The 16,303-nt window shown below is 69.0% G+C and carries 5 protein-coding genes; 3 read left to right on the forward strand and 2 right to left on the reverse strand.

All coding sequences use genetic code 11. The features are described from left to right. The first annotated feature begins 5 nt into the window (after positions 1 to 5). On the forward strand, positions 6 to 2,813 hold the full coding sequence (locus HHX31_RS04770; protein WP_311931507.1) for a helicase-related protein: 2,808 nt from the start codon (positions 6 to 8) through the stop codon (positions 2,811 to 2,813). After that, positions 2,810 to 7,885 carry an Eco57I restriction-modification methylase domain-containing protein gene (locus tag HHX31_RS04775; RefSeq protein ID WP_169945297.1) on the forward strand — a complete coding sequence of 1,692 codons (5,076 nt, stop codon included), beginning with the start codon at positions 2,810 to 2,812 and terminating at the stop codon, positions 7,883 to 7,885. Before HHX31_RS04770 ends, HHX31_RS04775 begins: the two co-directional genes overlap by 4 nt. Positions 7,886 to 8,040: 155 nt before the next feature. Here HHX31_RS04775 and HHX31_RS04780 read toward each other — a convergent pair whose 3' ends face one another. After that, positions 8,041 to 8,199 carry a hypothetical protein gene (locus HHX31_RS04780; RefSeq protein WP_169945299.1) on the reverse strand — a complete coding sequence of 53 codons (159 nt, stop codon included), beginning with the start codon at positions 8,197 to 8,199 and terminating at the stop codon, positions 8,041 to 8,043. A 903-nt stretch (positions 8,200 to 9,102) separates the two neighbouring features. Then, a complete protein-coding gene (locus HHX31_RS04785) occupies positions 9,103 to 9,603 on the reverse strand; it encodes a hypothetical protein (RefSeq protein ID WP_249345376.1) in 501 nt (166 codons plus the stop codon). A gap of 176 nt (positions 9,604 to 9,779) precedes the next feature. On the opposite strand from HHX31_RS04785, the gene HHX31_RS04790 reads away from it, so the two are divergent. Next, positions 9,780 to 16,286 (forward strand): DEAD/DEAH box helicase, encoded by a 6,507-nt coding sequence (locus HHX31_RS04790; protein WP_169945303.1) that lies wholly within the window; start codon positions 9,780 to 9,782, stop codon positions 16,284 to 16,286. Positions 16,287 to 16,303: the final 17 nt, after the last annotated feature.

Here is a 16,303-nt window from a genome sequence, read left to right on the forward strand (position 1 = left end):
GAACCGTGACCGAGACCTCCTTCCCGCCCGGCGCCCGCATCGAGGTCCGGGACGCCGAGTGGATCGTCCGGACCTGCGCGCAACTCTCGACCGCCGGAGACCAGCCCAGATACAAGATCACGGCGGTGGGCGCGTCGGAGTTCGTCCGCGACGAGGACGCGGTCTTCTTCACCGATCTGGACACGGTGAGCCTGCTCAAGCCGGAGGAGACCGTGCTGGAGCAGGACATGACCCCGCGCTTCGCGCAGAGCCGCCTGTTCATCGAGGCCGTCCTGCGCCGGACGCCGCTCCCGCAGACGGAGAAGGGCCTCGCGCTCGCCGACCGGTTCCTCCTCGACCCGCTGCCGTACCAGCGGCGGCCGGCCGAGCTCGCGCTGAAGGGCCTGCGCCCGCGCATCCTCATCGCCGACGTGGTAGGTCTCGGCAAGACTCTGGAGATCGGCCTCATCCTCGCCGAGCTCATCCGGCGCGGCCGGGGCGAGCGCATTCTCGTCGTCACGCCGCAGCAGGTGCTGGAGCAGTTCCAGCACGAGTTGTGGACCCGGTTCGCCATCCCGCTGATCCGCCTCGACTCGGTCGGCATCGAGCGCATCCAGCGGGAGATCCCCGCCGGCCGCAACCCGTTCACCTACTACAAGCGCATCATCGTCTCCATCGACACCCTCAAGAACGAGGGCAAGTACGGCCAGCACCTGGAGAAGATGGACTGGGACGCGGTCGTCATCGACGAGTCGCACAACCTGATCGGCGAGGCCAGCCTGCGCAACAAGCTGGCCAGGCTGCTCGCCCGCCGTACGGACGCGTTGCTCCTGGCCAGCGCCACCCCGCACAACGGCAACAGCGAGTCGTTCGCCGAGCTGATCCGCATGCTCGACCCCGCCGCGATCGCCGACGACCGCAGCTACTCGGCCAAGGACATCGAGCACCTCTACATCCGCCGTACGAAGATCAGCCCCGAGGTGCGCGACCAGATGGGCGCGAAGTGGCCCGAGCGGGGTCCCTCCGTCCCGGTGCGCTGCGCCGCCACCCCCGCCGAGGAGAAGGTCTTCGAGGAGCTCACCCAGGTCTGGCTCGCGGGGGACCAGCGCGCCGGCGGCCCGGTGGTCGACGGCAAGAACCGGCTCTTCCCCTACACGCTGCTCAAGGCGTTCCTCTCCTCGCACAAGGCACTGGCCAAGACGGTCGGCAACCGGCTGAAGAACGCCAAGGAGCCCCGGGAGATCGACGCGCTGAAGACACTCGCGGACCTGACCACGCGGATCAACGACGCCGACTCGGCCAAGCTCGACGCCCTCGTCCGCCTGCTCCGCGACGAGATCGGCGTACGGCACGGCGGCGAGACACGGGCCGTGGTCTTCTCCGAGAGCGTCGAGACGGTCAGGTGGCTGGCCGAGGTCCTGCCCAAGCGGCTCGGCCTGACGGGCAAGGGCCAGGTCGAGATGATGCTCGGCAACGGCATGTCCGACCAGCAGCAGCAGGAGATCATCGAGCGGTTCGGGCTCTCCGACGCCCCGGTCCGCCTGCTGGTGACCACCGACGTGACCTCCGAGGGCGTCAACCTCCACCGGCAGTGCCATCACCTGGTCCACTACGACGTGCCGTGGAGCCTCATCCGGATCGAGCAGCGCAACGGCCGCATCGACCGGTATGGCCAGACGCGGCAGCCGCAGTTCCGGGCGCTCATCCTCACCTCCGAGGTCGAGGGCGCCAAAGACGACCGGGCCGTCGCCGAGAAGCTGCTGGAGAAGGAGGAGACGGCGCACCGCACTCTCGGCACGGCGGAAGCCGAGACCGGCGAGTATCGGGCCGAGAGTGAGGAGCGCCGCCTCATCCAGGACCTGCTGGCCGGCAAGACCGTGGAACAGTTCCTCACCGAGCGCAAGGCCGATGACCCCTTCGCCGACCTGTTCGGATCGATTGACGGCGGTGTCACGGACGCCGACCCGCTCCGCGCGGACGTGCCCCGGCTGTTCGATGGTTCCGAGGCGTTCGTGAAGGAGGCCGTCGACACGCTCGGGCTGCTCAAGGACCTGGAGGACGACGGCGTGATGCTCGCCTTCGAGCCGCCGCCGGACCTCGCCCACCGCCTGTCCGCGCTGCCCGCCGACTACCTGCGCACCCACGACGTCCGCAGGCGGATGAAGGTCACCTTCGACCGCAAGGAGGCCCAGCGGAAGCTCGACGAGGCACGCAGGACCAAGACGATGTGGCCGGAGATCGCCTACCTCTCCGACCTGCACCCGATGGTCGACTGGGTGACCGACAAGGTCCTCGTACGGCTCGGCCGCCAGAAGGCGCCGGTCGTCACCGCCCAGGTCGACGAGCCGACCTTCCTCATCCAGGGCATCTACTCCAACCGCCTCGGGCAGCCGACCGTCGTCGAGTGGATGGCCGTCACCCCCGTGGGAGTGCTGGACCGGAAGATGACCGACGTCCTCGCCGCGGCCGGCGTCGAGCCCAAGATGATCAACACCGGGCAGGTGATCGACCTCCGGCCGCTCCAGGAACGGGTGCCCCAGGCCGTCGCCACCGCCCGCGCGCACCTGGAGGAGCGCCGCTCGGCGTACGAGAAGCAGGTCGTGGAGCCGCTCGACCTCTACCGCGACCGGCTCGGTGAGTGGCAGCAGCTCACCCTCGACGGCGTGCACGCCTCCCAGCGGGGGCGCAAGGAGCAGCGCGTCCGCGAGACCGTCGAGCGGCAGCAGCGCCTGCTCGACTCTCTCAAGATCACAGGGGAGCCGCTGCTGCGGGTCCTCGCCGTACTCGTGCCTCATGACGGACACCAGACCGGACCCCAGGACGGACACCGATGAGCTTCGACTCGCTGGTCAACCGCGGCGACTACTTCTCGGCGCACTACCTGGCCGAGGTGCTGCCCAAGGACCTCAAGAAGTCCGGCGGTCTGTTCGCCCGCTGGAGCGAGGAGGAGAAGGCCGGGCGCACCACTCCGCGCAAGGGGCTGCGTGGGCTGTCCAAGCCCTACTTCGCCGGCCGGCCGTACTTCGCCGAGCTGGACGCGCGGCTGCGCGACGGCGAGACGCTGACGGCGGACGAGCGCGCCGAGTGGCGCAAGGAGCTGGGCGAGCTCCACGGCGACGTGCTGCGCGCCCTCGGCTACGTCGCGGCCCTCCGCGAGCTGACCGTCGAGCGGGCGGGCAAGGAGCACACCGTCGAGGTCGCCTACGCCGACCGGCATCTCGTTGCGATCGAGTGCGGCTGGGCCGCCGATGTGGACGCCGCCCTCGACGACGACCAGGCAGGGAGGCTGCTGGCTCCGGTCCGGCTCGACAACATCGAGGAGATCACCTCCGGCACCAAGCTCGCCACCTGGCTGCTGACCTCCGAGGAGCCGCCGCGTTACGTGCTCATCCTCGCCGGCGGCGTGGTCGTGCTCGCCGACCGCGCCGTCTGGGGCGAGGGCCGCTACCTCGCGGTCAGCCTCGACGTCGCGTTGGGCCGGGGCAACGAGGCCGAGCTGGGCACGATCGCCGCCCTGTTCGGCGCCGACTCCCTGCTCCCGCCCGAGGAGGGCGGCTCGGAACCGCTCGCCGAGCTGCTCGACCGGTCGCGCAGCCACGCCGTCGGGGTGTCCAAGGAGCTGCGCGACGGCCTGAAGGAGTCGGTCGAGCTCATCGCCAACGAGGTGCTCGCCCGCATCCGCGCCCAGGGCGTGCGGCCCGAGGACGTCATGGAGCCCGCCGCCCTGGCGAAGGAGCTGGGCCGCGAGTCGCTGCGCTACCTCTACCGGATCCTGTTCCTGCTGTACGCCGAGGCCCGCCCTGAGCTGGGCATCCTGCCGACCGACGACGAGGACTACGTCAAGGGCTACAGCCTGGCCCGCCTCGGCGATCTGGTCGTACGCGACCTGACGGGGGAGGAGGCCCGCAACTCCTTCCACCTGTACGAGTCGCTCGACCTGCTGTTCCGTATGGTCAACCAGGGGCACCGGCCGCGCATGGGCGCCGAGATCGAGGGTTCGGAGGGGGAGGGCCTGCGCTTCGAGCCGCTCCGCTCCGACCTGTTCGAGCCCGAGGCGATCAAGCTCATCGGCCGTGACGCGATCTCCCTGGACGAGGACGACCCGGACGCGCCGGGCATCGACACCCGGCTGCGCAACGAGACGCTCTACAAGGTGCTGCGCAAGCTCATGCTCACCAAGGGGCGCAAGAAGGAGCGCGGCGGGTTCATCTCGTACGCCCAGCTCGGCATCAACCAGCTCGGCGCGGTGTACGAGGGCCTGATGTCCTACACCGGGTTCATCGCCGCCGAGGAACTCTACGAGGTCGCCAAGGGAGGCGACCCGAAGGACGGCTCGTGGCTGATCCCGGCCTCGAAGGTGGACGACTACCCTTCGGAGGTCTTCGTCCACGCCGTCGACGAGGACGGGACCAGGCTCGACGAGTACAAGCGCTATCGCCAGGGCGCGTTCGTCTACCGCCTGGCCGGCCGCGACCGGGAGACCAGCGCCTCCTATTACACGCCCGAGTCGCTGACCCGGGTAACCGTCCAGCTCGCGCTCCAGCACCGCCTCGACCAGGACGACACGGTCACCCCTGCCAGGGAAATCCTGGAGTGGAAGATCTGTGAGCCCGCCCTGGGCTCCGGCGCGTTCCTCAACGAGGCCATCAACCAGGTCGCCGCCGAGTATCTGAAGCGCCGCCAGCAGGAGCTCGGCGTCTCGATCGACCCGGAGCGGTTCGAGGAGGAGCTGCAGAAGGTCAAGGCGTACGTCGCGCTGCACAACTCCTACGGCGTCGACCTCAACGAGACCGCCATCGAGCTGGCCGAGGTCTCGCTCTGGCTCAACGTCATGCACCCCGGCCTCCAGGCCCCCTGGTTCGGCCTCCACCTGCGCCGCGGCAACTCGCTCATCGGCGCGGCTCGCAGGGTGTACGGCGCCGCCTCGCTCACCAAGGGCACCTGGCTGAAGGAGGCCCCCGAGGACCTGCCGTTCTCGGCGGGGGAGTTGCCCTCGGGCAAGGTGCACCACTTCCTGCTTCCCGCCGAGGGCTGGGGCGCGGTCGCCGGTGCCAAGGAGGCCAAGGAGCTTGCTCCCGAGCAGGCGAACCGGCTCAAGGCCTGGCGCAAGCAGATCCAGAAGAGCGTTTCCGACAAGAAGAAGCAGGGCCAGAAGTTCACCCAGCTCCAGCGGTTGCAGGCGCTGTCGAAGCGGGCCGAATATCTGTGGGACCTGGTCCAGCAGCGCCTTGCCATCTCCGAGCGGGAGATCAGCCGCAAGATCGACGTCTGGGGCGCCGACTGGATCGAGCAGCCGGCCGACGCCGTGCCCAAGGAGAAGGTGTACGGCGACCTGACCGCGCCGGGCACGCCGTACTGGCGGCTCAAGAAGGTCATGGACGCCTGGTGCGCGCTGTGGTTCTGGCCGCTGGACAAGGCTGGGCTGCTCGACGGCTCCGACGAGGCCTACGCCCGCCGCGCCGCCGAGGCCGCTGAAGCCGACCCGGTACGGCCCGCGTCCCCGTCTGCGCCCGCAATCGAGAGCACCCCTGCCGACGAGTCGATCGGCTTCGGGGAGGTCTACGTCACCGATTCGCTGTTCAGCATGGGGGACAAGCAGCTCGACCTTGCCGCCTACGCCATGGACGCGAAGGCCACCAAGGCCGGCGGCCCGGCCAAGCCCGCCGCCCGCAAGCCCCGGCCTGCTCTGGAGCCGCTCCGCCCGGTGATCCCACTGGCCACCCTCGACGACTGGCTCGACTTCGCCGAAGCCCTGCTCGGCCGGGCGGGTGTTCCGGAAAACTCGCTGGTGGAAAGCTTCGCGTCGCTCGACGACCTGGAGGAATACGAGAACCAACTCCCGGCCTGGACGGGCATGGACTCTGAGTTCAAGCTCGCCGAGCGCTTCCCCTGGCTCGATGTGGTCGAGGACATCACCGACCAGCAAGGTTTCTTCCACTGGGAGCTCCAGTTCGCCCAGGTCTTCACCAAGGGCGGCTTCGACCTCCAAGTCGGCAATCCCCCCTGGGTTCGACCGGACTGGCAGGAGGACGCGGTTCTGGCCGAATTGGAGCCGTGGTTCAAGCTCGTGGAGAAGCCGAGCGCCACCGAGTGGCGTGATCGGAAGGCCATGGTGTTGGCAGAAGGGGCAGCGCGAACCTACTACCTGCGAGAATTGTTGGCCACCGCGGGCACGGTCGAGACCATTGGTTCCGGGATCGCCTATCCGTTGCTGGCCGGGACTCGGCCTGACCTCTATCGCGCCTTCATGTGCCGGATCTGGACCAATCTTGGCCTTGCCGGTACGGCCGGCCTGATCCATCCCGACACTCACTTCAGTGGCGTGAAGGAAGGACGATTGAGAGCGGCCTCATACCGACATCTGCGACTTCATGCCCACTTCACCAATGAATTGCGACTGTTTGAAATCGGGCACACCCGTCCTTTCGGCATTCATATTTACGGCCCCACCGGCAGTATCGGATTCGTCAACGCGAGCTGGCTCTTTCACCCAGTCACGCTGTTGGGCTCCTTGGAACACGATGGAAGCGGTAAGCTGCCGGGGATCAAGCACGAGGGCAAGTGGGAACTACGCCCACACCGAGAGCGGCTAATTCAGGTGGACGAGCCCTTGCTCGCTCGATGGCAACGGCTCACTGGCTCCACTAACATACCGGTGGCCCAGGCCCCATTGCTTTACCCGGTATCCACGGCCGAGGCGGGCGCGATTGAGGCACTAGCGGCTTACCAGCGCCGCCTGGGTGCCAGTGATCCGCGCATCAGTTCCGGCTATAACGAGAAGACCGCCAAAGACGACGGTTTGATCCGATGGAGGACCGGTAATCCTGAATCGCTGAATACCGTTATCTTGCAGGGGCCGCATCTCGCGCAGGCCACGCCATACAGTAAGCAGCCCAACATCCCATGTAAGACGCATCACGACTGGTCGACCTGGGACCTCACGATCCTGTCAGAGGACGCGGTACCGGTTACCAACTACGAGCGAGCCTGTGATGAGGAGACCTACCGCGCCGTTCAGGACCTTTGGTATACGGCCGATGGCGGCACCCGCAGATACACCGAGTTCTACCGGTTGGCCTGGCGAGTCTTGATTGATACAAAGAGCACCGAGCGGTCGCTGTTCGCCGCGCTGATCCCGCCGGGGCCAGCGCACGTGGACGCGGTAGGCACGCTGGCACTCGGCGACAACAAGAACACGGCCCTAGCCGTGGGGTTCTGGGCGGCGCTGCCGCTGGACTATTTGTTGCGGATAACCGGTCGGTCGCATCTTCGGAACGCCGAGGCTAACGCCATGCCCGCCGCCGATTCCGACCATCCGCTGGCTCCGGCGCTGCTGCTCCGCACTCTCCGTCTCAACTGTTTGACCAACGCCTACGCTCCGCTTTGGGCTGAGTTGTACGACCCGGTCTGGAATGGTGAGCAGTGGGCCGCTGACTGGCCGAGGCTCAAGCCGCTCGGGGACCCGGCCGCTGTCACCCCGGAGTGGGCCTATGCCACCCCGCTGCGTACCGAGCGGGAGCGACGGGCCGCGCTGGTCGAGCTGGACGCGCTGGTTGCGCTCTGGCTCGGTATGACCGCCGAGCAGCTCGTCGCGATCTACCGCTCCCGCTACCCGGTTCTGTCCGACTACGAGGCGCAAATCTGGTTCGACGCGAACGGGCGGAAGATCGCGGGCAACCACAACACCTACGGCTACAGCCAGACGAAGCAGCACTTTGAGCAGCTCATGGCGTATCTCGACCCGGAGATCAACGGGCCGGTGCCCGACGGGTACACCGCGCCCTTCTATAAGGCCGGCCGGGAGGCCGAGTACCGCCAGGCCCATGCCGTCTTCTCCGAGCGGCTCCGCCAGGCCGGCTGGGAACCGCCGACTGAAGTTGCCAGTGGCGGCGAGAACGCATCGTGACGATAACCGCTTGCCCGGTCACCCAGGGTGCGGCACCCTCAACAGTGCCGCACCCCCGGTGGGTGCCGGAAGCAGGGGCCGGGACGACCGATGGAATCGGGTGCCCGGCCCCCGCGCCCTGTCCGGCGCCCCGCGTCTCACGGTTGCTCTTCGGACTACGCCGCGGGGCTTTCCCTGCTTCCCTGGCCCTTTTGCCCCTCGGCCATGATCTGGCGGTAGCGGCCGGACAGCTCACTCTCCCCGCTCTCACCCAATCCAACCCAGGGGAAGCGCCGCCGCACGGCCTCGTAGTCGATGGGCTTGTCGTCGCTCATGTCTTCAGCGTAGATAGACGTCTTACTGTGAGTGATTTGGCGGATACGACTGGAAGCCGGTTTGCTGGCCTTAACCGCGCCATCGAACTCGCGTCGATGGTTGAAGGCCCCGCCCACCGGACGGGGCCTCGCCTCTTCTCTTGGGTCGGCCTCGCGCCCGTTGCTCTCAGTGAGTTGACGAGTGAGGAAGCGGACTGGTCTGCTGTTTTGGGCTGCACCATTCGTCTTGAAGGATGGCCCGAAGCCTCGTCCGCTGGGTGGGGCTCTATGTTTCAGTCATCACGGATAGCCGCTTGCTTGATCGCTTACAGTGAGGCAGGCTTAGTGATGCCGCACTCTCGGTGGGTGTCGGAAGTGAGGCCGGGCTCCCCGATGGAATCGGGTGTCCGGCCTTCGCGTTGCTGCGTAGCTTCTGGGTCGGGCCGGGCGCATCCGCGAGCTCCCCTGCTGAGTCAGGAGTCGGCGGAATCTGCTTGCCGGGTCACGCGGCGTACGTCATCCTCGGCTGTGCCGCACCCCTGGGAGTGTGGAAGTGAGGCCGGGGCTACCGAGGGACATCGGGTGCCCGGCCTTCGCGCTGTCTTCGTGCCCTTAGAGGGTGTTAAGTGTCTGGCCTTCGCGGTGCCCGCGGTCCGAGGCGGGGTCGGGAGTGCCCGAGTTACGCTGAGTGAGTTGACGAGCACAGAGGCGCTCTTGTTTGCTGTTCTCGACTGCACCACTCGTTTCGGTGGGTGGCTCGGAGCCCCGTTCAGCGGACGGGGCCCTATGTCGGGGTCGTCACTGAAAGCCGCTTGCCCGCTCACCCTTGGTGAGGCATACTTGGGGAAGCCGCACCCCCTGGGGTGCGGAAGTGAGGCCGGGCCTCCCGATGGAATCGGGCGTCCGGCCTTCGCGCTGTTCGGATCATTCAAGGCTGATCGCGCGGACTTGCTCGACGAGCAGGTTGTAATGGTGGGCGCGGTCATCCAGCCACCAGGTCGTAGCGCTGACAACTGCGTCCGCAGCCCAAAGAAGCGGTTCGCTGACGGAGGGCTGCCAGGTAACGGTCAGGCTCTTCGGCAGCATGCTTGCCATGCGCAGCCCGGTCAGCAGTCCCCGATCGAGGTGGTCCTGCTCGGGCGACCGGCTCTCGATGACCACCTTCGAGACTCCGGTCTGCTCGACTTCCATGAGCAGCCGCTCCAAACACCGTCGACGGGCTCGCTCCGTGCGGACTTCCTTGCCGTGGAGATACACCGTGACGATGCCTCGAATGGGCATGGTCGCAAGCCGCTGAGTGATCATGAGTTGTCGGGCGGGGGACTCGTCTCGCCAATGGAGGCGAGGGCTCTTGCCCAGCCGAAGAGATTCCAGATCCGCGCGGATGTTCGCGTGGTCGGCGGAATCTACGATCACGGCGGCCATCGCGTAGACGCTGTCGTCGTGAGGACGGCGACGGAGGCTCTCGTCGACATAAGCAGCAAGCACTGCGTAAAGATATCGTCACTGAGGGTAAGAATGCGTAGGGTTGGTCGAACGGGAGTGCGGGTGCGGAGCGGGTTCAGGTGCAGGCGGGCCGTACGGGTGCACAAGGAGGAGCGGTGAGGCCGACGCTGGCCGCGGACGAGTTGCGGCAGAGCCTGACGCAGTACCTCACCACCACCTTCGCGCTGGCCGACCCGCCCGTCCGCCAGGCACTGAAGCGGTTCCTTGAGCATCCCGAGCAGGGCATCTTCCGCGGGCCGTACCTGCGCATCCGTACGCCGTTCCGGACCGCGAAGGACGGCTGGCGCACCACGGTGGAGTGGGCGCCGGAGGGCTTCTCGCCGTACCGGCACCAGGCGGAAGCGTTCAAACGGCTCAGCACGCTCGGCGGCAAGAAGGCCGAGCCGACGCTGATTACGACGGGCACCGGCTCGGGCAAGACCGAGTCGTTCCTCATCCCCGTGCTCGACCACTGCCGCCGGGAGCGCGCCAAGGGGAAGGGCGGCGTCAAGGCCGTCCTGCTTTACCCGATGAACGCCCTGGCCACTGACCAGGCGCACCGCATCAACGGCTACCTGCAGCAGTCGGGGCTGCACGACGTGACCGCCGCCCTCTACATCGGAGACACGCCGGAGGTCGGCTACGCGAAGGTGATGACGCGGCGGTCGGAGATCCGGCACAACCCGCCGGACGTGCTCATCACCAACTACAAGATGCTCGACCTGCTGCTTCAGCGGCCCGACGACCTGCCGCTGTGGCAGGACGCCGAGATCGCGTACGTGGTGGTCGACGAGTTCCACACCTACGACGGCGCGCAGGGCACCGACGTGGCCATGCTGCTGCGCCGGCTGGCCGCCGCGACCGGGAACTCCAGGCCCGGCCGGCCGCTCGGCGACATCTGCCCGGTCGCCACCTCCGCCACCCTCGGAGAGAACACGGGTCAGGAGGGCGGCGGGCGAAGCATCAGTGAGGTCGCTGAGCAGGTCTTCGGCATGCCGTTCCCCGAGAAGTCCGTCGTCGGCGAGGACCGGCTCACGGTCGAGGAGTTCATCGGCGACATCGACGTCACGCTCCCGCTGCCCGGCCCCGAGGACCTGATCGCCTGCGGCGACCCGCTGCGCGACCCGACGGCGATGGACGAACTCGCCGCCGCCGTCACCGGGCGGACCGGGCTCGGTCCGCAGGATCTGGGGAAGGTGCTCCGCCGGCACATCCTCACGCAGGCCGTGCTCGACGTGCTCGGTGGCGAGCCGCGCACGTTCGACGAGATGCTCGACCTGTTGCCGCGGCGCGGCGCCTACAACTGGGGCGCCGCGATTCGCGCGAACCCGGATCGGGCGGCCACCGCGCTCGCCCGGTTCGTCGCCCTGCTGTCGTCCGCCCGCGACCCCGAGGACACCGAAGACCTCGGCAAGCGGTCGCGACGGCCGTTCCTGCTGGTCGAGACCCACATGTGGGTGCGCGCGGTCTCGCGGCTGCTCCGCCTGGCGCATCACACCCCGGCCTTCGCCTGGATCGGCGAACTGCCGGTGGTGGACGCCGACTCCACGTTCAGCGTGCTCGGCAAGGCCCTGCTTCCGGCCGTCTACTGCCGCCACTGCGGCCGCTCCGGCTGGGCCGCGTTCTCGCCCGAGCGCGACCCGGACCAACTGGTCACCACGCCAGAGCGGATCTACCGGGCGAACGTCGGCGCGGAGAAGAAGCGAGTCCGGCCGCTGATCCAGGCGACCAAGCGCGAGGTGGAGGCGGCCGTACGCAACCTCGCCGTTCTGGACGGGGAGCGGGTCCGGCCGTACGACCCGGCGCGTGACACCTACGGTGAGGGCGACATCGTCTTCGTGCTGACGGACCTGCGCACCACAAGGGAGGCGCTCTACGCCGCCGAGCAGGACCGCTGCCCGGCGTGCGAGATGGACGAGGGCATCCGCTTCCTCGGTTCCGGCCTGGCCTCGCTGGCATCGGTGGCGATCACGCAGTTGTTCGCCGGAGGCCAGTTGGAGCCGGAGCAGCGCAAGACGCTGCTGTTCAACGACTCGGTGCAGGACGCCGCGCACCGGGCCGGGTTCGTCGCCAACCGCTCCTACGCCTTCTCCCTGCGCCGGCTGCTCACCTCGCGGCTGGACCCCGAGGCGCCGATCCTGCTCAACGACCTCATCGGCGATCTCGCGGCGGCGGCCAGCGAGGCCGGGGTGCTGCCCGCGGTCGTCCCGCCCGACCTGCACGACCGCCCGGAGATCGACGCCATCCTCGCCGAGGAGACCGAGGGCGGACCCGACGCCTGGAACCTCATCGGGGAGCGGCTGGCCTTCGCCACCGTGATGGAGCTCGGCCTGCGTTCCAGGAACGGCCGCACACTGGAGCTCACCCGGACGGCCGCGGCCGAGGTCGTGCTCGCCGACCCGGCGAGGATCGCCGCGCTGGCGCGTGACGCGCACACCGCGACCTCCGGCATGGTCGAGTTGCAGGCCGGCGACCGCTACCTCGTCTACGTACGCGGCCTGCTGGAACGGCTCCGCTACCGGGGCGCGGTCAAGCACGCGTGGCTGGACAGGTGGATCGGCAACGCCGGAACCAGCCGTTACAACGCCATCTGGGGACGCCGCCCCGACGGCATGCCCGCGTTCCCGCGTGGGGTCAGCGCTCCGACGTTCCTGCTCGACCGGATGAAGACGAAGTCGGAGTTCGACCGGGTCGACGCCGAACAGGGCTGGTCGCGGGACTGGGCCACCCGCTGCCTCGGCCTGACCCGGGGCCAGGCCGACGAGTATCTGTCACGACTGCTGCCTCTGCTGGCAGCCGAGGGCGTCGTCGCCAAGCGCACCGCCGACGACGGCGCCACCGGCGTGTACGGCCTGCAGCCCGGCCATATCCAGGTGCACCTGCTCGAAGACGAGCACGTCGACGACGCGGGCATCGGCTGCGACCGATGCGCCTGGCAGCAGACGCTCCCGCCGCACCTCGTCAAGGACTGGTACGGCCAGCCGTGCCCCCGCTACCGCTGCGGAGGCTCCCTGACCGACCGCGGCACCCGCGACCACCGGAGCGACTACTACCGCCGTCTCTACCGGGGCGAAGGCGTCTTCCGGGTCGTCACCGCCGAGCACACCGGCGCGCTCACCCGCCGCCAGCGAGAGCAGACCGAGGAGCGCTTCCGCGAGGGCACCCGCTACAGCGACCCCAACGTGCTGTCATGCACGCCCACTCTGGAGCTGGGTATCGACATCGGCGAGCTGTCCGCGGTCATCCTCGCCTCGCTGCCGCCGGGACCGGCCAACTACGTGCAGCGGGTCGGCCGGGCCGGTCGCCGCACCGGCAACGCGTTCCTGGTCACGATGGTCGGCCGGTCTCCGCGTGACCTGTACTTCCTGGAAGAACCGCGCGACATGATCGCCGGTGAGATCGTCCCGCCCGGCAGCTATCTGTCGGCCGTGGAGATCCTGCGCCGGCAGTACGCGGCCCACCTGATCGACCTGTGCGCACGTGACAGGCTCTCCGGCGTACGGGCGCTGCCGCGGCGGGCGTCGGCGCTGTTCGGGGAGACCGGCTGGCTCGCCGGCTTCACCGCGGCCGCGCTGGCGTCCGGCGCGACGCTCGCGGAGGGTTTCCTGGAGTTGTTCGGTGACGCGGTGAGCGAGGCGGCGGCCGCCGAGCTGCGCGGCTTCGCCACGGGTCGGCTGAAGGAGACCGTGGAGGAAGCCGAGCAGGTGTGGAACCGGCGCCTGGACGACCTGCGCGAGCGGCTGAGGGTCATCGACGCGGCGTCCGAGACGCTGGTGGAATCCGACCCGAGCCAGCAGGCGATCAAGCGGTCGCTGGCGGCCGAGCGCCGGGCCGTGGCCCGGCTGATCAGTGAGATCGGCAGGGAGAACGCCCAGGGTACGCTGGTCGAGCTCGGCCTGCTGCCGAACTACTCCCTCATCGACGCCGCCACCACGCTGGAGGCGACGATCACCTGGGATGAGGAGGTCCCGGGCGGCAGGCGGTATCACAGCGAGGTCCGCGAGTACAAACGTCCCGCCAGGCTGGCCCTCACCGAACTGGCCCCGGGTAACTCCTTCTACATGCGCGGCTACCAGCACAGCATCAGCGGTCTGGACATCGGCACCTCGTCCCGCCCGGCCTGGGAGGAATGGCGGGTCTGCCCCGGCTGTGGTCATGTGCGGACCTTCCGGGCGGCCGAGGACACCTCGCCGTGTCCGCGCTGCGACAGCCGGCAGATCGGGGAGCTGGGCTCACTGCACAAGGTGCTGCGGCCCGCCCGCGTCACCGCCCATGACCGGCGGGACGACGCGCAGATCCGCGACGACAGCGACGACAGGCGGCGGCGCTACTACGAGACCGCCGTCGCGGTCGACGTCGACCCGGCCGACATCGCACCGGGAGCGTCCTGGCGGCACGCCACCGCCGTCTTCGGCGTCGACTTCACCCGGCAGGCCGTGATCCGGCGGTTCAACCTGGGCACCGCCCGCTATGACCGCCCGGCGGGCGACCGGTTCGCGGGCGAACTCGTCCGGCTCAACCCCTTCCACGCCTGCCCGTCCTGCGGCGGGACGACCGTGGACGGCCCGCCCGCCTCCAGCGAGTCCGACGGGCTGGTCGCCACCTCGTCGTTCGACCGGTCGCGCAGCCACCACCGGCCGTGGTGCCCATTCCGGCGGTCCGCCCTTGACGCCGAACACGTCAAGCTCATCCTCGCCCACGAACTGCACACCGAGGCGCTGCGTATCCTGCTCCCGGTCGCCACGCTGATGGTCGAGCAGCGCTCCGCCTCCTTCCAGGCGGCGCTGATGGCCGGGGTGGCGGCGCGGTACGGCGGCGACCCCGACCACCTCGACATCGTCACCGCCACCATGCCCGACCCTGCCACGGGCCGGGAACGACGCTTCCTCGTGCTGCACGACACCCTGCCAGGCGGCACCGGCTACCTGCACCGGCTCTCCTCGCCCGAAGGCTTTCGGGAGGTGCTCAGCGCCGCGTACCGGATCGTGGCCGAGTGTCGCTGCAAGGAGGAGCGCCAGAAGAAGGCCTGTCACCGCTGCCTGCTCGCCCACGTCCCCGGCAGCATGTACGACAAGGTCAGCCGGGTCGACGCCCTGGAGATGCTCGGCGAGTTGCTGGAGAAGTGGGAGGTCGCCCCGGTCACGACCACGGCCGACATCTCGCTGTGGGACCAGGTCGAAAGCGAACTGGAGGCACGCTTCCTGGACGGCCTGGAAGCATGGGCCCGCCGGTCCGACACGCGTGCCGCGCTCGCCCGTGGCGAGGTCGTCAACGGCAGGAAGACCGCCGACCTGCGCGTCGAGGGCCCCGACGGGGTGATCAGGCACTGGCGGATGACCCTGCAGAACACCATCAGGGGAACGCGGCCCGACGTGCTGTTCCGGCTGGTGGACGACGAACCCCAGGAGGTGGCCGTCTACCTCGACGGCTACGCCTACCACGCGACGGCGGAGATCAACCGGCTGGCCGACGACGCGGACAAACGGGCCCGGCTGCGCGCCCATGGCCGGGTCGTCTTCCAGCTGACATGGGAGAACCTCGACGAGTGGGAGGGGCGCGGCTTCGCCCCCGATGAGTCGGTCGAGCCGCTGCGCAAGCCGTACGAGGGCATCGCGCAGGAACAGGCCCGAAAGTTCTACGGGCGCTATGAACCGCACCGCGAGTCCGTCGATCTTGTGCGCACGATGTGGACCAACCCGGTCGAGACGCTGCTGGCCTACCTCCGCGAGCCCGACCGGCGGCTGTGGCTGCACCGCGCGGAGGCGGTGGTGGCGGGCACGGTCCGGAAACTCAACGGCATCAGCGTCTGCGACGCCGATGGGGTGGCGGAGCGGGTGACGGCATCGTTGCGCGGCGAGGACCTCCCGCCCGGCGCGGCGGGTCCTATCAGGGTCTGTTCCACAGACGATCTGGACGGCTGCCGGCTCACGGTCGTCGTGGACGGACGCGCCGGAGGCGCGTGGAGCGCCTTCACCGTGATCGACGACCGGAACGAGACGATCCTCGCCGACGACGCGGCGCACCGGCGCCACTGGGCGGGCTGGCTCTACTGGGGCAATCTCCTGCAGTTCCTCGACGCCGGTGCGGGCGACGGCGGTCAGCTCGTCTTCAGCGAGCTGGACCTGTTCGATCCGGGGCTGCTCGCCGCGGCGGGCGGCGACGGTCTGCTCACGGTGCTCAGCGGGCTCCCGCTCGACGACGGACTCGTGGGGGAGCTCTCCGAGGCCACGCCGTTCGTACCGCGCCCGCCGGACGAGGACGGCGAGTCGGGACGGCCACCTTCCGACGACACAGAGGCGACGGACAAGACGACGGATGACGTTGTCCCGCAGGACTGGGAGGAGGTGCTCGACCTTCTCGACCCCGAGGACGCCGCGCTGGCGCGCCTGGCGCACGCCCTCACCGAGCTGGGAGTGCCTGCCCCCGAGGCGGGCTACGAACTCGGCGAGCAGGCGTGGCAGGCCGAGCTGGCCTGGCCGCAGGCCAAGCTGGCGGTCATGCTCGCCGGGGACGACGACGAGGCGCGCAAACGCGACGCCGCCTACGCCCAGGCGGGCTGGGACGTACGGGTCGCGGAGGGCTGGACACCAGAGGAACTGGCTGAGCGGATCGGCGGACGGTGAGTGTGCGAGGCGAGGCG

Origin of the sequence: Microbispora sp. H11081, assembly GCF_012999535.1 — a bacterium.
GTDB lineage: Bacteria > Actinomycetota > Actinomycetes > Streptosporangiales > Streptosporangiaceae > Microbispora.